The following is a 20393-nucleotide window of genomic DNA, read 5'->3' on the forward strand; positions in this document are numbered from 1 at the left end:
ACGTGGGCAGGTAATTGCCTCACTCTCAATAAATACGATCTTTATACCGCCACGGGCGGCAACGAACGAGTAGCAATACGATGAGTCTGAACCTGGTAAGTGAACATTTGCTCGCAGCGAACGGCCTGAACCATCAGGACCTGTTCTCCATTCTTGGTCAACTGACCGAACGCCGTCTCGACTACGGCGACCTTTATTTCCAGTCGAGCTATCACGAATCCTGGGTTTTAGAAGACAGCATCATTAAAGATGGCTCTTACAACATCGACCAGGGCGTTGGCGTCCGCGCCGTCAGCGGGGAGAAAACCGGTTTTGCGTATGCCGATCAGATTAGCCTCGCCGCACTTGAGCAGAGCGCGCAGGCCGCGCGCACCATTGTGCGTGATACCGGCGATGGTCGCGTGAAAACCCTGGGAGAAGTGCAGCACTCTGCGCTCTATACCAGCATCGATCCGCTGCAGAGCATGAGCCGTGAAGAGAAGCTGGATATCCTGCGCCGCGTGGACAAAGTGGCGCGCGCGGCAGATAAACGCGTGCAGGAAGTTTCAGCCAGCCTGAGCGGTGTGTATGAACTGATTCTGGTGGCGGCAACGGACGGTACCCTGGCGGCAGATGTCCGTCCGCTGGTGCGTCTCTCTATCAGCGTGCAGGTCGATGAGGACGGCAAACGCGAGCGCGGCTCAAGCGGCGGCGGCGGTCGTTTTGGCTATGACTGGTTCCTGGGCGACGTTGACGGTGAAGCGCGAGCTGACGCGTGGGCAAAAGAAGCCGTGCGCATGGCGCTGGTGAATCTGAATGCCGTCGCGGCGCCGGCGGGTTCATTCCCGGTGGTGCTGGGTGCCGGCTGGCCGGGCGTGCTGCTGCATGAGGCGGTGGGCCATGGTCTGGAAGGCGACTTTAACCGTCGCGGAACGTCGGTATTCAGCGGTCAGATTGGTCAACTTGTCTCCTCTGAACTGTGCACCGTGGTGGATGATGGCACCATGCGCGATCGTCGCGGCTCGGTCGCTATCGACGATGAAGGTACGCCCGGCCAGTACAACGTGCTGATCGAAAACGGCGTGCTGAAAGGCTACATGCAGGACAAACTCAACGCGCGCCTGATGGGCGTTGCGCCAACGGGTAACGGCCGTCGTGAGTCCTACGCGCACCTGCCAATGCCGCGCATGACCAATACCTACATGCTGCCGGGCAAATCCACGCCGCAGGAGATTATCGAATCCGTTGATTACGGTATCTTTGCGCCTAACTTTGGCGGCGGCCAGGTGGATATCACCTCCGGTAAGTTTGTCTTCTCTACCTCAGAAGCGTATCTGATCGAAAAGGGCAAAGTGACCAAAGCGGTGAAAGGTGCAACGCTGATCGGCTCCGGTATTGAAGCCATGCAGCAGATCTCCATGGTCGGTAACGATCTGAAGCTGGATAACGGCGTGGGCGTCTGCGGTAAAGAGGGCCAGAGCCTGCCGGTGGGCGTGGGCCAGCCAACGCTGAAAGTAGACAACCTGACGGTGGGCGGCACAGCCTGACCTGAGCAAACATAAAAAAAGGCGCTACATCTGTAGCGCCTTTTTTTTAACGTAAGTTACCCAGCGGTATCTCCGGATCCGGCTCGTGTGTGATGCGGTTACGCAAGTCACGACGAATAATTTCGATCGACCAGAACCAGACCAGATGGCCTACGATCTCTGACACGTGTTCATACCACGGCAGCTCAAACAGCGGTGGCGTCAACCCCATCAGCGGGAAGGAGATCATATGCACAAAGAGCTGAGCTAACGCACCCGCCAGCAAACCCTGCCAGAGTTTAATTTTCGGGAAGACTTCAGCCACGACACAATAGCCAACAGCGAAGACGATGGAGAAAATAATATGCGTTACGCCGACCCAGTTAAATATATGTCCGGCAAATGTATAAACTGCTGCGTTAGGATCGGCAACGCCAAGCCAGTCGCGTAAAAATACATAGGGAGGGTTTAAAAAATTGCGGGAGCAGTCAATCTGACCTGCGGCTCTTATTAATTGCTCAGGTCCGCATGCGCCGGTGAATAAGTCGGCGGGACTGCGTGGCGGAAGCGGCACTTCGGCTCCCCATTTGACAAAAGCGGAGACGATCCCTGCAATTAAACCGATGAACGCGGCGAGTCCATAGCGCCTGCGTGAAGGCGGTGTTTGTTCAAATAGATTCATTTCTTTTCCTTGTTTAACGTCATCCTGCGAAATACATTTTATTATTCATATCAGCAACAAATTAATAACAGCCTGACGAGCAGACTGCATATAAAGTAATGGGCTGATGGCGGTAGTGTCAATTAGCTATTCCTGATAGTGGCGAAGGAATATTCCTGAATGAATACGGGATTCATCCTGGGAATATTCATCGGTCCTATACGTTCTGGAATAAATGGATTATTCCTTTCGTCTTCCCCGCATCCCCTGAAACAGCTCCGCCACGTCCACAAAATACTCGGTCAGATAGTTAATGCACACCTGGACTTTCAGCGGGAGCTTGTCTTTTTCGGTATACAGGGCGTACACCGGACGCGGATCGGATTGGTAGCGCGGGAAGAGGATCTCCAGCACGCCGCTGTTAATTTCGTTGATCACCCACATCAGCGGTACGTAGGCGATCCCGGCGCCAGCCACCAGCCAGCGCGAAATGGTCATGGGGTCGTTAGTGACAAACCGCCCCTCCGGCAGCAGTTTGGTGGAGATCCCTTCCGGGGCAATCAGCTCAAATTCATTGTCGGGCCGCACGCTGTACTCCAGCCACGAGTGGTTGGTGAGATCGGCGGGTTTCTCCGGCACACCGTACTGGGCCAGATAGCTCTTCGAAGCGCAGACGACCATCGGCATGCTGCCCAGCCGACGCGAGAACAGGCTGGAATCCTGAAGCGCGCCGACGCGGATCACCACGTCCAGGCCGTCGGCAATCAGATCCGGTGCCGGGATACCCGTCACCAGATTGACGGTAAGCCCGGGGTACTCTTTCAGCATATCCGCCGTCATGGCAGCGAGAACATTTTGTGCCATAGTTGAAGAACACCCGATGCGCAGCGTGCCGATGGGGGTGTTGTTGAAGGCGTAGAGCTGTTCGTGAACATCCCGCACTTCCAGAAGCATGCGACGACAGCCCTGATAGTAAATTTTACCCGCCTCCGTCAGACCAATGCTGCGGGTACTGCGGTTGAGCAGCTTGACCTGAAGCTCATCTTCCAGTTTGGACACCGTCTGGCTGATAGAGGAGACGCTCATCTGAAGCTGGCGTGCAGCGGCGGTAAAGGAGCCCAGTTCAACCACTTTGGCGAAGACTGACATGCGTTTTAAACGTTCCATTGTTCACTCTGGCTTAAAAGTGATTTAGATCACATATTATAGATAACAGCATAACAGTTACGTTAATATATTATTAATTACATAACGGCTGCGCCATTCTCGCCCGGCGTTTCTTGCTCTCCTGCGGTGGCGTGCGCTAAAAAATTCTGAAGCCTGCACTCTCTCTTATCAAGGTCAACATGAGTCTGTTTCCCGTTATCGTGGTGTTCGGTCTGTCGTTCCCACCGATATTTTTCGAGCTTCTTTTATCACTGGCGATCTTCTGGCTGGTGCGCAAGGTGCTGGTCCCTACCGGGATCTACGATTTCGTCTGGCACCCTGCATTGTTCAATACCGCGCTGTATTGCTGCCTGTTTTACCTGATATCGCGCATGTTTGTCTGAGGTTGATGTGAAAACGCTAACAAGAAAAATCTCCCGCACTGCCATCACCATGGCGCTGGTTATCCTCGCCTTCATTGCTATTTTCCGCGCCTGGGTCTATTACACCGAATCACCGTGGACGCGTGATGCACGCTTCAGCGCCGATGTGGTGGCCATCGCCCCTGACGTGGCCGGTCTTATCACGGCGGTTAACGTTCACGATAACCAGCTGGTGAAAAAAGATCAGGTTCTGTTCACCATCGACCAGCCTCGTTACCAGAAAGCGCTGGAAGAGGCAGAAGCGGACGTGGCCTATTACCAGGCGCTGGCTGCGGAGAAACGCCGTGAGGCGGGCCGCCGTAATCAGCTTGGCGTTCAGGCAATGTCCCGTGAAGAGATTGACCAGTCCAACAACGTGCTGCAAACCGTGCTGCACCAGCTGGCGAAAGCAGAAGCAACGCGCGATCTGGCGAAGCTCGATCTGGAGCGTACCGTGATCCGCGCGCCGTCTGATGGCTGGGTGACCAACCTTAACGTCTATGCCGGGGAATTCATTACCCGTGGCTCAACCGCCGTGGCGCTGGTGAAACAGAACTCTTTCTATGTACTCGCCTATATGGAAGAGACCAAGCTGGAAGGCGTACGTCCCGGCTATCGGGCAGAAATCACGCCGCTGGGCAGCAACCGCGTCTTTAAAGGTACCGTCGACAGCGTCGCCGCAGGGGTCACCAACTCCAGCAGTTCGCGTGATGCAAAAGGGATGGCAACGGTGGATTCCAACCTCGAGTGGGTGCGTCTGGCCCAGCGCGTGCCGGTCCGTATCCACCTGGATGAACAGCAGGGCAATCTGTGGCCTGCGGGTACCACGGCGACGGTGGTGATTACCGGTGAAAAAGATCGGGATGCCAGCCAGGACTCATTCTTCCGTAAAATCGCCCATCGTCTGCGCGAGTTTGGTTAATCGCTATGGGCATCTTTTCCATCGCCAGCCAGCACATTCGCTTCGCCGTGAAGCTGGCGTGTGCCATTGTGCTGGCGCTGTTTGTTGGCTTCCACTTCCAGCTTGAAACCCCGCGCTGGGCAGTGCTGACGGCCGCGATTGTCGCGGCGGGTCCCGCCTTTGCCGCGGGTGGGGAACCCTATTCAGGCGCGATCCGCTATCGCGGAATGCTGCGTATCATCGGGACGTTCATCGGCTGTATCGCGGCGCTCACCATTATTATCCTGATGATCCGCACGCCGCTGCTGATGCTGATGGTGTGCTGTATCTGGGCGGGCTTCTGCACCTGGATCTCGTCTCTGGTGAAAGTGGAGAACTCCTATGCCTGGGGCCTGGCGGGCTATACCGCGCTGATTATTATCATCACCATCCAGTCCGAGCCGCTGCTGGCTCCGCAGTTTGCGGTGGAGCGATGCAGTGAGATTGTCATTGGTATCGTGAGTGCAATTGTCGCGGACCTGCTGTTCTCCCCGCGCTCCATCAAGCAGGAAGTCGACCGTGAGCTTGACGCGCTGATTGTCGCCCAGTACCAGCTGATGCAGCTCTGCATTAAACACGGCGACAGCGAAGAGGTGGATAAAGCCTGGAGCGGGCTGGTTCGCCGCACGCAGGCGCTGGAAGGGATGCGCAGCAATCTCAATATGGAGTCGTCACGCTGGGCTCGCGCTAACCGTCGTCTGAAAGCCCTTAATACGGTCTCGTTAACGCTGATTACCCAGGCATGTGAAACCTACCTGATTCAGAACACGCGCCCGGAAGTGGTCACCGATACGTTCCGCGAACTGTTCGCTGAGCCAGTGGAAACGGTGCAGGACGTGCACAAGCAGCTTAAGCGTATGCGCAGGGTTATTGCCTGGACAGGGGAACGTGACACGCCGGTAACGATCTACACCTGGGTCGGCGCCGCGACGCGCTACCTGCTGCTGAAACGCGGCGTGATCGGGAATACCAAAATCAGCGCGGCGGAAGAAGAGGTACTGCAGGGCGAAGTGGTGATCAAGCCGGAATCCGCCGAGCGCCATCACGCGATGGTCAACTTCTGGCGTACGACGCTTGCCTGTATGCTCGGCACGCTGTTCTGGCTGTGGACGGGCTGGACGTCCGGCAGCGGCGCGATGGTGATGATTGCCGTCGTGACCGCACTGGCGATGCGTCTGCCTAACCCGCGTATGGTCGCCATCGATTTCCTGTACGGCACCCTTGCCGCCCTGCCGATCGGCGCGCTCTATTTTCTGGTTATCATCCCGTCGACGCAGCAGAGCATGCTGCTGCTCTGTATTAGCCTGGCAGTGATGGCGTTCTTTATCGGTATAGAAGTGCAAAAGCGGCGTCTGGGATCGCTGGGGGCGCTGGCGAGTACGATTAACATCATCGTGCTGGATAACCCGATGACCTTCCATTTCAGCCAGTTCCTCGACAGCGCGTTAGGTCAGCTGGTGGGCTGTTTCCTGGCGATGATGGTGATTCTGCTGGTCCGCGATAATTCGCAGGCAAGAACGGGCCGCGTGCTGTTGAACCAGTTTGTGTCGGCCGCCGTGTCGTCGATGACAACCAACACCGCGCGTCGTAAAGAGAACCACCTGCCCGCGCTCTACCAGCAGCTGTTTTTACTGCTGAACAAGTTCCCAGGCGACATCGCCAAGTTCCGCCTGGCGCTGACCATGATCATTGCACACCAGCGTCTGCGCAATGCGCCGGTGCCGATCAACGACGATCTGTCGGCCTGGCACCGCCAGCTGCGTCGTACCGCGGACCACGTGCTTTCCGCCAGCAGTGATGACAAACGACGTCGCTACTTTACGCAGCTGCTTGCAGAGCTTGATATCTACCAGGAGAAGCTTAAAACCTGGGAAGCGCCGCCTCAGGTGACCGAGCCGGTAGGACGGCTGGTGTTGATGCTGCATCGCTACCAGAATGCCCTCACGGATAGCTGACTGAAGTAAAAAAACCGACGCCAAAAGCGTCGGTTTTTTTGTGGCTATACTTATTCCAGCACGTTCTTACATTTCAGGAAGGGAGGACACATGACGACCCAGGCGCTTCAGGATCACATCCTTTTTCAGACCGGTTATCTGGTCAACGGGATCTGGAAAACGCTGGACACGACCTTCGATGTGCTTAACCCCGCTACCGGGGAAGTCATCGCGAAAGTCGCGAAAGCGGGTAAAGCACAAACCGAAGAGGCTATCGCAGCGGCCACCAAAGCCTTCCCGGCCTGGCGTGCCAAAACCGCGAAAGAGCGCTCGGCGATTCTTTATCGCTGGTACGAACTGATTATTGAGAATAAAAGCTGGCTCGGGCAGCTAATGACCACCGAGCAGGGCAAGCCGCTGAAAGAAGCGGAAGGTGAGGTGGAGTACGCTGCCAGCTTTATCCAGTGGTTTGCCGAAGAGGCCAAGCGCGCCAACGGGGAAATTATTCCGCCGATCAAACCCGGCTCGCGCATTCTGGCGACCCGCGAACCCATAGGCGTGGTGGCGGCGATAACGCCGTGGAACTTCCCAATGGCCATGCTCACCCGCAAATTAGGCCCGGCGCTGGCTGCGGGGTGCACCGGAGTGATCAAACCGGCCAATAACACGCCGCTCAGTGCCTTTGCGCTGCTCACTCTGGCAAAACAGGCCGGCGTACCCGACGGCGTGCTCAACGCCGTGGCCGGGAATACCCATGAAATCAGCGATGCGATTATGGCAAGCCGAGACGTGCGTAAAATCTCCTTTACCGGCTCGACCTCCGTCGGCAAAACGCTGGTGCGTAATGCTGCCGAAACCATGAAAAAAGTCTCGATGGAGCTGGGGGGAAATGCCCCGTATATCGTTTTTGAGGATGCAGACATCGACGCGGCGGTGAAGGGGGCGATTGCCAACAAGTTCCGCAATGCCGGGCAGGTCTGCGTCAGCGTGAACCGTTTTTATATTCAGGAAACCGTCTACGACAAGTTTGTGAATAAACTTGCCGATGCCGTGAAGGCGCTCAAGGTGGGGAATGGCCTTGACGAGGGCGTCGTTGTCGGACCGCTGATTGAATCTGCTGCGGTCGACAAGGTGCGTGAGCATGTCGACGATGCCGTCTCCCGGGGGGCAACCGTACTGGCAGGGGGTAAGCCCCATCCGCTTGGCGGGAATTTCTGGATGCCAACCGTGCTGGGCGACTGCCATGAAGGCATGAAGCTGGCAGAGGAAGAGACGTTTGGCCCGGTTGCGGCGTGTTTCCGTTTCACCTCGGAAGATGAAGTTATCCAGCGTGCCAACAATACGCCCTACGGGCTGGCGGCTTACTTCTATACCCAGAATCTCTCACGTGTTTTCCGCGTTTCGCAGGCGATCGAGAGCGGGATGATTGGTATTAACGAGTGTGCCGTCTCCACGGAGCTGGGGCCCTTTGGCGGCGTAAAAGAGTCAGGCCTGGGTCGTGAGGGCTCCGTGCTGGGCCTGGAAGAGTATCTGGAAGTGAAAACCCTTCACATTGGGGGATTATAATAGACAGGGCGGCATCTGCCGCTCGCCTGGACTGGGTGGCTGGCAATGAAAACCTATACCTTTGATTTTGACGAGATCGACAGTCAGGAAGACTTCTACCGTGAGTTTATCCGGGTGTTTGATCTTGAACGGGAAAGCGTGACGAATCTGGATACGCTGTGGGACGTGGTGACCGGGAGTCTGCTGCCGCTACCGCTGGAAATTGAGTTCATCCATTTGCCCGATAAGCTGCGCAGACGCTTTGGCGCACTGATATTACTGTTCGATGAAGCGGAAGAAGAGCTGGAAGGGCAGCTGCGTTTTAACGCGCGGCACTGAATGAAAAAAGCCCCTGACCATCAGGCCAGGGGCAAGTCGTATGATGAGATACGACGAGGGTTTATTTATACAGTTCTGCAGTTGCATGCCAGTGGTCACCCTGATTCAGTTCGGTGACGCGATAGCTGCTGGCACCTGCTTTTTCAGCTTTGGCAGCCAGTTCGTGACGGATATCCATCGGAGAGCCGGTAACAGACGTCACGGAGATGCTGCCCATAGGCTGCAGATTTTGTGCCTGGTCGGCATTCACCTGCTGTACGGCTGCGCTTGCGCCGAAAGAGAGAACAGATGCCAGACCGAGGGTTGCGATGATCAATTTGGTTTTCATAGTCTTTACTCCTGAATAGGGTTTTTGCTCAACGGCGAGAAGGGTTGAACCGCTATTTTTATGCCTGGTGCCGTTGAGTGGAGATTTACGTGTTCAGTTATTACTAAAACTTATTTGTACAGCTCAGCGGTGGCGTGCCAGTGTGCACCAGAGCGCGCTTCGATGATGCGATAGGATGACGCACCCTTTTCTTCCGCTTTTTTGTTCAGCATCTCATGCATGTCCATTGGCGATGTGCCGACCGCGCCGACAGAAACCGTACCGATGGCTTGGCGGGATTGCGCCTGGTCAGCATTGATAGCGTCAGCCGCGAAGGCACCGAATGACAGCACAGACAGGACGCTCAGCGCCGCTACAGTTGATTTGATTTTCATGATTCTTACCTCGTCGATTTTTTTAGTGGGGTCTTGTTTCGTGACCCTCATCACAAAATCAAGTATACACTAATAACGGAAAAAAATTAATACCAGGCTAATGGTTTCTATTGTTATTACGTGTTAAACAGTCTTTTTTTTATAACCAAATTGCATAATATTGGGTGTTTTTTGCACATTTTAGTTGGTTATGTCTAATGAAATCATATGGATATCAGCTTTTGATTTTTTGTGCGATTTTTTGATTTAGCATTCACCAGGTGAATGTTAATGGGTGGTAAAAAGCACTATTTGTCAAAGGCAGAGGCAGTGAAAAAGAGGGGGAAACGGTGTGGAGGCAGAACGATCCCCGCAGCGGCGCTACGGGGAAAGGGGATTAGAGTTCCTGTTCGAACAGAACCAGAATCGCTTCGTGGAGATCTTTAACGGAGAAACCGCTGGCTGGCGTGGTAAAGATGGTGTCATCACCGGCGATAGTCCCGAGGATACCTTCCGTTTTACCCAATGAGTCCAGCATGCGGGCAATCAGCTGTGCGGCACCTGGGCTTGTGTGGATCACCACAACGGCATCGTTGTAGTCGATATCCAGAACCAGATTCTTGAGCGGGCTGGAGGTGGTCGGCACGCCAAGTTCCGCCGGCAGGCAATAGACCATCTCCATCTTGGCGTTACGGGTACGTACCGCGCCAAATTTCGTTAACATGCGGGAGACCTTCGACTGATTGATGTTGTCGAAGCCCTGTTCCTGCAGCGCCTGAACAATTTCTCCCTGAGAACTGAATTTCTCTTCTTTAAGTAGCGCTTTAAACGCCTTTACTAATTCTTCTTGCTTAGACGAGCTTCGCATAAGTCACCCGGAATATGACGATAGAAACAACATTATTATGCATGTGGATGAATTTTTATGCAAATTATCTACTCAGCGCCAGGCTGAAATAATGTTATGAAAGGGAGTGATTTTATCAGAATTCGTTATCAGAAAACATGCCTGGGTCACGCCGCGCAAATAAGCTTAAAAGTAAATTAAATGTTATCAAAATGATGTTGTTTTGGTGGCGGGGCAGGGTGTATTGTAACCACCTCTTAATTCGTTGCCGTCTGTCGTCAGATAGCCTTCTGAAGAGAGATAAAGTCGCGCGACCTCAAATTCTTTAGCTACGAAAATTGTAATTAAACACTTGCTGAATTATGGTCGCCGCAACGGATTTACAGATACTTAAGTTAACCATAATAAGGAGTTTAGGATGAAAGTCGCAGTCCTCGGCGCTGCTGGTGGTATCGGCCAGGCGCTTGCCCTACTACTGAAAACCCAACTGCCTTCAGGCTCAGAACTCTCCCTGTACGATATTGCTCCGGTAACCCCAGGCGTGGCGGTTGACCTGAGCCACATCCCAACTGCTGTAAAAATCAAAGGCTTCTCCGGTGAAGATGCGCGTCCTGCTCTGCAGGGTGCCGACGTGGTGCTGATTTCTGCAGGCGTGGCGCGTAAGCCAGGCATGGATCGTTCAGACCTGTTCAACGTCAACGCGGGCATCGTGAAAAACCTGGTGCAGCAGATTGCTGAAGTGTGCCCGAAAGCGTGCATCGGTATCATCACTAACCCGGTGAACACCACCGTTGCTATCGCGGCAGAAGTGCTGAAGAAAGCAGGTGTTTACGACAAAAACAAACTGTTCGGCGTAACCACGCTGGATATTATTCGCTCCAACACCTTTGTTGCTGAGCTGAAGGGCAAACAGCCAACAGAAGTGGAAGTGCCGGTCATCGGCGGTCACTCTGGCGTTACCATTCTGCCTCTGCTGTCGCAGATCCCAGGCGTGAGCTTCACCGAGCAGGAAGTGGCTGACCTGACTAAACGCATCCAGAACGCGGGCACCGAAGTGGTGGAAGCGAAGGCGGGTGGCGGTTCTGCAACCCTGTCTATGGGCCAGGCGGCTGCACGTTTCGGTCTGTCACTGGTTCGCGCCCTGCAGGGCGAGAAAGGCGTTGTTGAATGCGCTTACGTTGAAGGCGATGGCGAACACGCTCGCTTCTTCTCTCAGCCGCTGCTGCTGGGCAAAAATGGTATCGAAGAGCGTAAATCCATTGGTACGCTGAGCGCGTTTGAACAACACGCGATGGAAGGCATGCTGGATACGCTGAAGAAAGATATCACCCTGGGCGAAGAGTTCGTTAACAAGTAATACGAACCGTCTCCCGGCAAAAAAACGGAGCTTATCGCTCCGTTTTTTTATGCCTGTCAGTTCGTTGCCGGGTATTCCTGAATGGTGACCTGCAGCGTCAGTTTCTTATCGTTGCGCATGACTTCAACAGGGATGATAGAGCCCGGGCGAATTTCTGCCACCTGGTCCATCGTCTCCAGCGCAGAAACCGCCGGCGTGCCGTTGACCGACACAATGACGTCATTGACCTGAATCCCCGCGTTGGCCGCCGGCCCCCCTGGCGCCACCTCGTTCACCACGATGCCCTGGATCTGATCGATCCCGCCACCCTGGGTATGCATCGGCGCAATTTCACGGCCACCGATACCGATATAACCGCGGATCACGCGTCCGTCGCGGATCAGCTTATCCATAATTTTGGTCGCCAGCTGGAACGGAATGGCAAAGCCGATCCCTTCCGGCGTCTCACCGTCGTTACTCTTATCGAACGAGAGGGTGTTGATGCCCATCAGTTCGCCCAGCGAGTTGACCAGCGCACCGCCGGAGTTACCGTGGTTGATGGAGGCATCGGTTTGCAGGAAGTTCTGCCGCCCGGATGGGTTGAAGCCAATACGCCCGGTCGCGCTGATAATCCCCTGGGTGATGGTCTGGCCCAGGTTGTAAGGGTTACCAATCGCCAGGACGACGTCACCAATATGCGGGGTACGTTTACGGTTGATCGGGATGACCGGCAAACCGCCCGTGGCGTTAATCTTCAGGACGGCAAGGTCAGTCAGGCTGTCAGAGCCAACGAGTAATGCCTCAAACACGCGGCCATCCTGCAGGGCGACGATGATCTGGTCGGCATCGTTTATCACATGCTTGTTGGTAATAATGTAGCCGCGCTCGTCCATGATTACCCCGGAGCCGAGAGTGCGGATCTCCAGCTGGTTATGGGCTGAGGTATTCAGGCCACGGTTATAGACGTTAACTACGGCAGGTGCGGCACGGCGAACGGCCTGGTTATAGGTGGCCGGCGTTTCATCCGTGCTATCGAACTGAGGGGCCGACAGTTTATTGAACTGACGTAAAGACGGCAGCGCCAGCAGCAGCAGGCCAGCGACAATCAAACCGATGACAATAGAACGTAAGAGCTTTAAAAGCATGATGCGCGTGTCGTTAAAAAAGGAACGATTTGCAGCATAACATGAGTTATCCGGACATCACACGCAGCGGTGATGTCCGGGTCGCAAATGCTTAGCGCAACAGAATATAGATAGACTCATTGCCGCGCATGACCTGCAGGGCAATAACCGCCGGTTTACTCTCCATCACCTTGCGCAGTTCGGCAATGGACTGCACGCGATTGCGGTTTACCCCAATGATCACATCTTCCTGATGCAATCCGGCCTGTGCGGCAGGGCTGCTCTTCTCAACGGTGTCGATGCGAATGCCTTTCGTACCGTCTTTCAGCTGTCCATCGCTCAGCGTCGCACCCTGCAGCGCCGGGGCGATCAGCTCCGCACTGGCAGAGGAGGAGGTGCTCTTATCCAGCGTCACTTCAACGTCCAGCGGCTTACCGTCACGGATCAGACCCAGCTTCACTTTGGCGCCGGGTTCGGTGGTCGCTATCCGCGAGCGCAGCTCGGCAAAGCTGCTCAGCGGCTTGTCGTTGAGGCTGACGATCACATCGCCCGATTTGATACCTGCTTTTGCCGAGCCGGAGTTAGGCAGCACTTCACTGACAAACGCCCCGCGCTGTACGTTGATATTGAACGCTTTGGCGATATCGGCGCTCATCTCCATACCTTTAATACCCAGCAGCCCGCGTTTGATTTCGCCGAACTGAATGAGCTGCTGCGCCAGGGTTTTGGCCATATTGCTGGGAATCGCAAAACCGATCCCGATGCTGCCGCCACCCGGGGCCAGAATGGCTGTGTTGATCCCAATCAGCTCACCGTTAAGGTTAAGTAACGCCCCGCCGGAGTTCCCGCGGTTGATTGAGGCATCGGTCTGGATAAAGTTTTCCAACCCTTCCAGATTGAGGCCGCTGCGTCCCAGCGCGGAGACGATCCCGGAAGTGGCGGTTTGCCCTAAGCCAAAGGGGTTACCCACGGCGACGGCAAAATCACCGACGCGCAGTTTGTCGGAGTCCGCGATGGCAATCTGGGTCAGGTTACTCGGGTTTTGTACCTGCAACAGCGCAATGTCGCTCTGGTCATCACCGCCAATCAGTTTGGCATCAAATTCGCGGCCATCGTTTAGCTGGACGCTGATTTTATCGGCCTGGCTGATGACATGATTGTTAGTCAGAATGTAGCCTTTTGCCGCATCAATAATGACGCCGGAACCCAGGCCTTCAAAAGGCTGGGCCTGCTGGTCGGGAGACTCATCGCCAAAATATTTTTTCAGTTCTTCAGGGACGCGTTGGCTTTGTACCGCCGTGCCCTCAACCTGAACGCTGACCACCGCAGGCAACACTTTTTCCAGCATGGGGGCAAGGCTTGGAATGGCCGCCTGGCCAGGCACCTGGGAGGGAAGGGCGGCAAATACAGGGACGGACGCCGAGAGAGATAACCCGACACTTAACGCGATAGCGCTCAACAGCTGGTTTTTTTTCTTCATCGATGTTGACTCTCGTAACCTGGAATAAAGGAAAAACGGCCCCAAAAACACGTTGATGTTATTGAATTTTAAACCGCTGAACAATGAGGTGTTTAACTAAATGATAGCTGGGGTCAGGAAGAAAGGACGGGCGCAATCGCTGCGCCCGTAAAATAAATTCAGGTTGTGCGATTAATCGCGTTTTACACCGCCGCGCAGCAGGCCGGACGCGCCGTCTGAATAGTCGCGAGGCATCTGAACAGGCGCCTGATCGTTACCGGCTTCAGAGTCTGCCAGACGGTTGCGGAACGGATTGGTTTCCGCCGTCATTTCCGGCAGCAGGCTGCTGGAGCTTTTTGCCATATGCTGATACAGCTGACGATAGTCGGTCGCCATGTTGTCCAGCAGCTCGGCGCTACGGGCAAAATGGCTGACCAGCTCTTCACGATACTCTTCCAGCTCGGCTTTGTTCTTTTCCAGTTCGTACTGCAGTGACTGCTGCTGACGCAATTTGCGATTACCGAAACGCATGGCCACAGCACCGATGACGATGCCGACGACTAAACCGATTAGCGCATATTCCCAGGTCATGAACTTCTCCCGTTGTCTTGTTGTTCCGTAGGGTGTTGGCTCGGCTCCTGCCTGTGCCTGATAATGCCACTATAACCGCTATTTCCGTAGAAGTGGAATCCTGACGTATCATCGCGTAGTGTAGAACGGCCTTTTTTTCATCAGTCACGTCTGCTGGTGAGCGTTAATTGAAGGAATAACAATAAGATTATGCAAAACCTGTCCCCTGCATCGCGATATCAACTGGCCCTAAACGAGGGCACTCATCAGCCGGATGACGTACAGCGTGAGGCGGTAAGTCGTCTGGAGATGATTTATCAGGAACTCACGGCCAAACCCGCTGAAACCGAACAGAATGGCGGGCTAAAGGCGGCATTTGGACGGTTGCTTGGAAAAAAAGCGCCACAGGCCCACGCGCCGGTGCGCGGTCTATATATGTGGGGCGGGGTCGGTCGCGGAAAAACCTGGCTGATGGACATGTTCTACCAGAGCCTGCCGGGGGCGCGTAAACAGCGTCTGCACTTCCACCGCTTTATGCTGCGTGTGCATGAAGAGCTGACTGCGCTGCAGGGTAAAAGCGATCCGCTGGAGATTGTGGCCGACAGGTTCAAGGCGGAAACGGACGTGCTCTGCTTCGATGAATTTTTTGTGTCTGACATCACCGATGCCATGCTGTTAGGCGGCCTGATGAAAGCGCTTTTTGCCCGCGGGATCACGCTGGTGGCCACGTCGAATATTCCGCCGGATGAGCTTTACCGCAACGGCCTGCAGCGGGCACGCTTCCTGCCTGCCATCGACGCCATTAAGCAGCATTGTGACATTATGAACGTTGATGCCGGTGTCGATTATCGCCTGCGCACCTTAACCCAGGCGCACCTGTGGCTCTCGCCGTTAAATGCAGAGACCACCCGCGAGATGGATAAACTCTGGCTGGCGCTGGCGGGGGCAAAACGCGAGCACGCCCCGGAACTCGAGATTAACCATCGCCCGCTGCCAACGCTCGGCGTTGAAAACCAAACGCTGGCGGTCTCCTTTACGACGCTGTGCGTTGATGCCCGCAGCCAGCACGACTACATTGCGCTTTCACGTCTGTTCCACACCGTGATGGTGCTGGATGTGCCGGTGATGACGCGGCTGATGGAGAGCGAGGCGCGGCGCTTCATCGCGATGGTGGACGAGTTTTACGAGCGCCACGTTAAGCTGGTGATTAGCGCCGAGGTTCCTTTATATGAGATCTACCAGGGGGAGCGGCTAAAGTTTGAGTTCCAGCGCTGCCTGTCTCGCCTGCAGGAGATGCAGAGCGAGGAATACCTGAAGCTGGAGCATATGCCATAAATGCCACCCTCTCCCTGTGAAGGGGGACTTGTCGGCCGGGTAAGGCGCAGCCGCCACCCGGCATTTTCCACCGCCTCGAAAAACCCAATTTGAATCACATTTAAGGGTCGATCTTTGACCTCAACTTCTCTATAATCTTGCGACCCCACGTTACGAGAAGGTTTTTTTCCCGAAACTTTCTATGTGTCGGCATGTGCTATTCGAAGGGGTAGGTTTGCCGGACTTTGTCGTGTGAACCTCAACTGACTAAACGTTTGGGTGTTCACCAACGTGTAACTTATTATTTGGGTAAGCTTTTAATGAAAACTTTTACAGCTAAACCAGAAACCGTACAGCGCGACTGGTATGTTGTTGACGCGACCGGTAAAACTCTGGGCCGTCTGGCTACTGAACTGGCTCGTCGCCTGCGCGGTAAGCACAAAGCGGAATACACTCCGCACGTTGATACCGGTGATTACATCATCGTTCTGAACGCTGACAAAGTTGCTGTTACCGGCAACAAGCGTACTGACAAAATGTACTACCACCACACCGGCCACATCGGTGGTATCAAAGAAGCGACCTTTGAAGAGATGATTGCCCGCCGTCCTGAGCGTGTGATTGAAATCGCGGTTAAAGGCATGCTGCCAAAAGGCCCGCTGGGTCGTGCTATGTTCCGTAAACTGAAAGTTTACGCAGGCAACGAGCACAACCACGCGGCACAGCAACCGCAAGTTCTTGACATCTAATCGGGATTATAGGCAATGGCTGAAAATCAATACTACGGCACTGGTCGCCGCAAAAGTTCCGCAGCTCGCGTTTTCATCAAACCGGGCAGTGGTAAAATCGTAATCAACCAGCGTTCTCTGGAACAGTACTTCGGTCGCGAAACTGCCCGCATGGTAGTTCGCCAGCCGCTGGAACTGGTTGATATGGTAGAAAAACTGGATCTGTACATCACCGTTAAAGGTGGTGGTATCTCCGGTCAGGCAGGTGCGATCCGTCACGGTATCACCCGCGCTCTGATGGAGTACGACGAATCCCTGCGTTCTGAACTGCGTAAAGCTGGCTTCGTTACTCGTGACGCGCGTCAGGTTGAACGTAAGAAAGTGGGTCTGCGTAAAGCACGTCGTCGTCCACAGTTCTCCAAACGTTAATCCATTCTGCTTACGCAGAACGATTGGCGAAAAACCCGCTTCGGCGGGTTTTTTTATGGATAATGCGCAGGTTATCCACAATATCCATGCATATATCTTCTCTTTTTCCACATTTCCAGAATCCCCTCACCACAAAGCCATCAAAATCTGGTAAACTATCATCCAATTTTCTGCCCAAATATCGGTGAATACTCGATTTTTGTTCGATTCTTGAACAATGTGTCTTCTCTGGGATGGGCGATACAACATCTGGCTGGCCCCTGTTGGGCTGGTAGCAGTAAAAATTCTGAATATACCTGGAGGTTTTCATGGCTGTCGCTGCCAACAAACGTTCGGTAATGACGCTGTTTTCTGGTCCTACTGACATTTATAGCCATCAGGTTCGTATCGTGCTGGCCGAGAAGGGTGTCAGTTTTGAGATCGAGCATGTGGAAAAGGATAACCCGCCTCAGGATCTGATCGATCTCAACCCGAGCCAAAGCGTACCGACGCTGGTGGATCGCGAGCTGACCCTGTGGGAATCCCGTATCATTATGGAATACCTGGATGAGCGTTTCCCGCATCCGCCGCTGATGCCTGTTTACCCTGTTGCGCGTGGTGAAAGCCGCCTGTACATGCAGCGTATCGAAAAAGACTGGTATTCGCTGATGAACGTGATCACCAGCGGATCCGCTGCGGAAGCCGACGCTGCGCGTAAGCAACTGCGTGAAGAGCTGCTGGCAATCGCCCCGGTGTTTGGTCAGAAACCGTTCTTCCTGAGCGATGAGTTCAGCCTCGTGGATTGCTACCTGGCACCGCTGCTGTGGCGTCTGCCAATCCTGGGCGTAGAGTTCAGCGGTCCTGGCGCGAAAGAGCTGAAGGGCTACATGACTCGCGTCTTTGAGCGAGACTCTTTCCTGGCATCTTTAACTGAACCGGAACGTGAAATGCGTCTCGGCCGAGGCTAATGACTGTGGAAATGTCACAACTTACCCCACGCCGTCCGTATCTGCTGCGCGCCTTCTATGAATGGCTGCTGGATAACCAGCTCACGCCGCACCTGGTTGTGGATGTGACGTTGCCGGGCGTGCTGGTTCCAATGGAATACGCACGTGACGGACAGATTGTACTGAACATCGCCCCGCGCGCGGTGGGTAACCTGGAGCTGGCAAACGATGAAGTGCGCTTCAACGCGCGTTTCGGCGGCGTACCGCGCCAGGTTTCCGTACCGCTGGCTGCTGTGCTGGCTATCTACGCGCGTGAAAACGGTGCGGGTACCATGTTCGAGCCGGAAGCGGCATATGATGAAGACGTTGCCAGCCTGAATGATGACAACGCATCTGATGAGCGTGAAAGCGACACGGTGATGTCAATTATCGATGGCGACAAACCCGATCATCAAGATGACAATGACCCTGATGACGATCCGCCTCCGCGCGGTGGTCGCCCAGCGCTACGCGTTGTGAAATAAATCCGCTTGCGCCGTTTGTAAAAAGCCAGTGATATCACTGGCTTTTTTTATTTCTGTATCAATCTACCGTTGTAATATTTTTAAATAAGCATTGTTTATATCTCTTGTTTCTTCATTGCTTGATTAATAATTAAATAGATTTATAAACCCCATGAATAAATGAGGTGTGAACTAATATCAAAACGATGAGAAAAGTAAAGAGGAATTCTGAGTAATATTATTTTTTTGATGTTGATCTCTTTTTTGATTGGGTAATTTCTTAATAAAATAAGGAAAAAATCATTTTGTGGTTATCCTTAATAGAATAGTTAATTTTGCTAAATTGCATGTATTTATAAAAACAATACTATGTGCACATGCTGACAAGCATGACGACAATCAGTAACTGGTAAAGGTATTTATCATTACTGGGTTAAATATTGCAATTACTCATATGTTAAGGATTAACAAGTGAAAAAAGTTTTACTCGCTACTGCGCTTTCTCTGTGTGTGACTTCAGCATTTGCTGCAGACCCTTCAGCTGTACTGAAGGTTAAAGGTACGCTGACGAATGCAGCATGTACGCCAGTATTAAGCAACGGCGGTACTGTTGACTACGGTACAATTAATTTGGGCAGTCTGAACGCTTCTGCTGTCAACCAGTTGGGACAGAAGAATATCGATCTGACCATTAACTGCACCGCAGCAACAAAAGTGTCCTGGAATATGGTTGACGATCGCGCTGATACTAACGCGGGTCTGACCGTAGAAAACGGTATGTTTGGTGGTGGTATTATTAAAGGCGCTAGCCAAACTTACGGTGTGGGCAAAACCGCGGGTGGCGTTAACATTGGCTCTTACGCTCTGCTAGTTAAAGTAGACAGCGTAACGGCTGATGGTGCTGCGGTAGATCCAATCTATCAGCAGAACGCGACGGGTACCTGGACCAAATCCACCAACGGTTCTTCTCAGGGCAGCCATATTCGTGACTTCACCGTTGCGTCTGCAGGTTCTCTGGATCCGCTGGCCTTCCAGACCGCGACCTTCCCGCTGGCAACTTCACTGGCTCTTCAGGACACCACAACTCTGGCGATTACGGACGATACTCAGCTTGACGGTCAGTTGACCATCAGCCTGCGTTATCTGTAAGACTTTATTGAGTAAAAGTAATTTTAAAATAATCCAGAGAGTGAATGTTCTGCATTTACTCTCTTTTTAACAGCACGATAAACATGGAATGTTCTGTTGGGCTATCAAGGAGATAATATTATGCAATGCATAAGGTCGAATATATTTAAAACACTTTTTACTGTCGCTTTATTCTCCGCCAATTTTGCGGTGCATGCAGAAGGTATGGTGCCAGAAACCAGCCTGCTAATTATTGATGAAGCCACACACAGCGGTACCATTAACGTAAAAAATACGGATTCACACCCATCCTTATTATATACGAACGTTGTAGACCTGCCGGACGACCAGGGGCTTAAGTTGATCGTCACGCAGCCTGTGGTTCGCCTTGAGCCGGGCCAAACGCAGCAGCTTCGTTTTATTTTGCAAAGCAAGCAGCCGCTGGATGTTGAGCATTTAAAACGCGTCACATTTGACGGTATTCCACCAAAAAATGACGATAAAAAAATTAAAATTGGCATTAATATTCGCCAGGATATTCCAGTGCTAATACGCCCGGCTACGCTGGGGGTCGTGACGGATGCGTGGAAATACCTCAAATGGTCTACGGTTGGATCTTCTGTAAAAGTAACCAACCCAAGTAAGTACGTTGTTCGTCTGGCACAAAAAGTCGTATTACAACCTTCAGGCGCAAACGCCACGCTTTCCAAAACTTACCTTCTGCCAGGTGAGACGATGACGGCTGCGTTGAACAAAACGAGCAGCGGTGATAGCCACGTTAAATTTTTCCCGGCCAGCCGTTATGGCATTGAAGTGCCGAGTTTTACCTCAGAATTAAATAAATAATATAGGGATC

Annotated in this window: 22 protein-coding genes; 14 read left to right on the forward strand and 8 right to left on the reverse strand. The window is 53.4% G+C overall.

Annotation, left to right across the window (positions count from 1 at the left end; all coding sequences use genetic code 11):
• The first annotated feature begins 80 nt into the window (after window positions 1–80).
• Complete coding sequence (gene tldD, locus ACOTXT_RS05390; protein ID WP_021242283.1) at window positions 81–1526, forward strand: metalloprotease TldD; 1446 nt, start codon at window positions 81–83, stop codon at window positions 1524–1526.
• A 46-nt stretch (window positions 1527–1572) separates the two neighbouring features.
• Here the strand turns inward: tldD and ACOTXT_RS05395 are convergent, their stop codons facing one another.
• A complete protein-coding gene (locus ACOTXT_RS05395) occupies window positions 1573–2187 on the reverse strand; it encodes a YagU family protein (protein ID WP_333164467.1) in 615 nt (204 codons plus the stop codon).
• Window positions 2188–2406: 219 nt separating this feature from the next.
• Entirely contained in the window at window positions 2407–3333 is a 927-nt protein-coding gene (gene aaeR / locus ACOTXT_RS05400) for an HTH-type transcriptional activator AaeR (RefSeq protein ID WP_008502843.1), read from the reverse strand.
• A 179-nt stretch (window positions 3334–3512) separates the two neighbouring features.
• On the opposite strand from aaeR, the gene aaeX reads away from it, so the two are divergent.
• The 5 genes from aaeX (at window position 3513) to ACOTXT_RS05425 (ending at window position 8492) form a co-directional block, all read left to right on the forward strand.
• Window positions 3513–3716, forward strand: a complete 204-nt coding sequence (aaeX, locus tag ACOTXT_RS05405; protein WP_003860416.1) for a p-hydroxybenzoic acid efflux pump operon protein AaeX — start codon at window positions 3513–3515, stop codon at window positions 3714–3716.
• A gap of 7 nt (window positions 3717–3723) precedes the next feature.
• Window positions 3724–4656: a p-hydroxybenzoic acid efflux pump subunit AaeA gene (gene aaeA, locus ACOTXT_RS05410; RefSeq protein WP_021242282.1), complete on the forward strand. Its 933-nt coding sequence runs from the start codon at window positions 3724–3726 to the stop codon at window positions 4654–4656.
• A gap of 5 nt (window positions 4657–4661) precedes the next feature.
• Window positions 4662–6629, forward strand: a complete 1968-nt coding sequence (aaeB, locus tag ACOTXT_RS05415) for a p-hydroxybenzoic acid efflux pump subunit AaeB (protein ID WP_008502841.1) — start codon at window positions 4662–4664, stop codon at window positions 6627–6629.
• A gap of 90 nt (window positions 6630–6719) precedes the next feature.
• Window positions 6720–8174, forward strand: coding sequence for an NAD-dependent succinate-semialdehyde dehydrogenase (locus ACOTXT_RS05420; RefSeq protein WP_008502840.1), 1455 nt, complete (start codon window positions 6720–6722; stop codon window positions 8172–8174).
• A gap of 45 nt (window positions 8175–8219) precedes the next feature.
• Window positions 8220–8492, forward strand: a complete 273-nt coding sequence (locus ACOTXT_RS05425) for a barstar family protein (protein ID WP_008502839.1) — start codon at window positions 8220–8222, stop codon at window positions 8490–8492.
• 61 nt (window positions 8493–8553) lie between these two features.
• On the opposite strand, the gene yhcN (ACOTXT_RS05430) is transcribed toward ACOTXT_RS05425, so the two are convergent.
• The 3 genes from yhcN (ACOTXT_RS05430) to argR all read right to left on the reverse strand — a co-directional run bounded on the left by yhcN (ACOTXT_RS05430) (window position 8554) and on the right by argR (window position 10041).
• The gene (gene yhcN, locus ACOTXT_RS05430) at window positions 8554–8820 is read right to left on the reverse strand and encodes a peroxide/acid stress response protein YhcN (RefSeq protein ID WP_008502838.1); all 267 of its coding nucleotides are present in this window, start codon (window positions 8818–8820) and stop codon (window positions 8554–8556) included.
• A 110-nt stretch (window positions 8821–8930) separates the two neighbouring features.
• Window positions 8931–9194 carry a peroxide/acid stress response protein YhcN gene (gene yhcN / locus ACOTXT_RS05435; protein ID WP_008502837.1) on the reverse strand — a complete coding sequence of 88 codons (264 nt, stop codon included), beginning with the start codon at window positions 9192–9194 and terminating at the stop codon, window positions 8931–8933.
• Between the two features lie 376 nt (window positions 9195–9570).
• On the reverse strand, window positions 9571–10041 hold the full coding sequence (argR, locus tag ACOTXT_RS05440; RefSeq protein ID WP_008502836.1) for a transcriptional regulator ArgR: 471 nt from the start codon (window positions 10039–10041) through the stop codon (window positions 9571–9573).
• A gap of 397 nt (window positions 10042–10438) precedes the next feature.
• On the opposite strand from argR, the gene mdh reads away from it, so the two are divergent.
• Window positions 10439–11377, forward strand: a complete 939-nt coding sequence (gene mdh / locus ACOTXT_RS05445) for a malate dehydrogenase (RefSeq protein ID WP_008502835.1) — start codon at window positions 10439–10441, stop codon at window positions 11375–11377.
• Between the two features lie 56 nt (window positions 11378–11433).
• Here the strand turns inward: mdh and degS are convergent, their stop codons facing one another.
• The 3 genes from degS to zapG form a co-directional block, all read right to left on the reverse strand.
• Window positions 11434–12501: an outer membrane-stress sensor serine endopeptidase DegS gene (gene degS, locus ACOTXT_RS05450; protein WP_333164464.1), complete on the reverse strand. Its 1068-nt coding sequence runs from the start codon at window positions 12499–12501 to the stop codon at window positions 11434–11436.
• Between the two features lie 91 nt (window positions 12502–12592).
• The gene (degQ, locus tag ACOTXT_RS05455) at window positions 12593–13960 is read right to left on the reverse strand and encodes a serine endoprotease DegQ (RefSeq protein WP_021242281.1); all 1368 of its coding nucleotides are present in this window, start codon (window positions 13958–13960) and stop codon (window positions 12593–12595) included.
• A gap of 171 nt (window positions 13961–14131) precedes the next feature.
• On the reverse strand, window positions 14132–14530 hold the full coding sequence (gene zapG, locus ACOTXT_RS05460; protein WP_008502832.1) for a Z-ring associated protein ZapG: 399 nt from the start codon (window positions 14528–14530) through the stop codon (window positions 14132–14134).
• 189 nt (window positions 14531–14719) lie between these two features.
• Between zapG and zapE the strand changes: the two genes are divergently transcribed.
• The 7 genes from zapE to ACOTXT_RS05495 all read left to right on the forward strand — a co-directional run bounded on the left by zapE (window position 14720) and on the right by ACOTXT_RS05495 (window position 20383).
• Window positions 14720–15844, forward strand: a complete 1125-nt coding sequence (gene zapE, locus ACOTXT_RS05465) for a cell division protein ZapE (RefSeq protein ID WP_023344996.1) — start codon at window positions 14720–14722, stop codon at window positions 15842–15844.
• Between the two features lie 299 nt (window positions 15845–16143).
• Window positions 16144–16572 carry a 50S ribosomal protein L13 gene (gene rplM, locus ACOTXT_RS05470; RefSeq protein ID WP_003860434.1) on the forward strand — a complete coding sequence of 143 codons (429 nt, stop codon included), beginning with the start codon at window positions 16144–16146 and terminating at the stop codon, window positions 16570–16572.
• Between the two features lie 15 nt (window positions 16573–16587).
• Window positions 16588–16980 carry a 30S ribosomal protein S9 gene (gene rpsI, locus ACOTXT_RS05475; RefSeq protein ID WP_003860436.1) on the forward strand — a complete coding sequence of 131 codons (393 nt, stop codon included), beginning with the start codon at window positions 16588–16590 and terminating at the stop codon, window positions 16978–16980.
• Window positions 16981–17288: 308 nt separating this feature from the next.
• Window positions 17289–17927 carry a stringent starvation protein SspA gene (sspA, locus tag ACOTXT_RS05480; RefSeq protein ID WP_008502830.1) on the forward strand — a complete coding sequence of 213 codons (639 nt, stop codon included), beginning with the start codon at window positions 17289–17291 and terminating at the stop codon, window positions 17925–17927.
• Window positions 17928–17932: 5 nt separating this feature from the next.
• Window positions 17933–18430, forward strand: a complete 498-nt coding sequence (gene sspB / locus ACOTXT_RS05485; RefSeq protein ID WP_025912562.1) for a ClpXP protease specificity-enhancing factor — start codon at window positions 17933–17935, stop codon at window positions 18428–18430.
• A gap of 450 nt (window positions 18431–18880) precedes the next feature.
• The gene (locus tag ACOTXT_RS05490; RefSeq protein ID WP_008502828.1) at window positions 18881–19558 is read left to right on the forward strand and encodes a DUF1120 domain-containing protein; all 678 of its coding nucleotides are present in this window, start codon (window positions 18881–18883) and stop codon (window positions 19556–19558) included.
• Between the two features lie 120 nt (window positions 19559–19678).
• Window positions 19679–20383 carry a fimbria/pilus chaperone family protein gene (locus ACOTXT_RS05495; protein WP_008502827.1) on the forward strand — a complete coding sequence of 235 codons (705 nt, stop codon included), beginning with the start codon at window positions 19679–19681 and terminating at the stop codon, window positions 20381–20383.
• Window positions 20384–20393: the final 10 nt, after the last annotated feature.

The sequence above is a fragment of the Enterobacter cloacae complex sp. IR5422 genome (assembly GCF_049238165.1).
Lineage (GTDB): Bacteria > Pseudomonadota > Gammaproteobacteria > Enterobacterales > Enterobacteriaceae > Enterobacter > Enterobacter roggenkampii.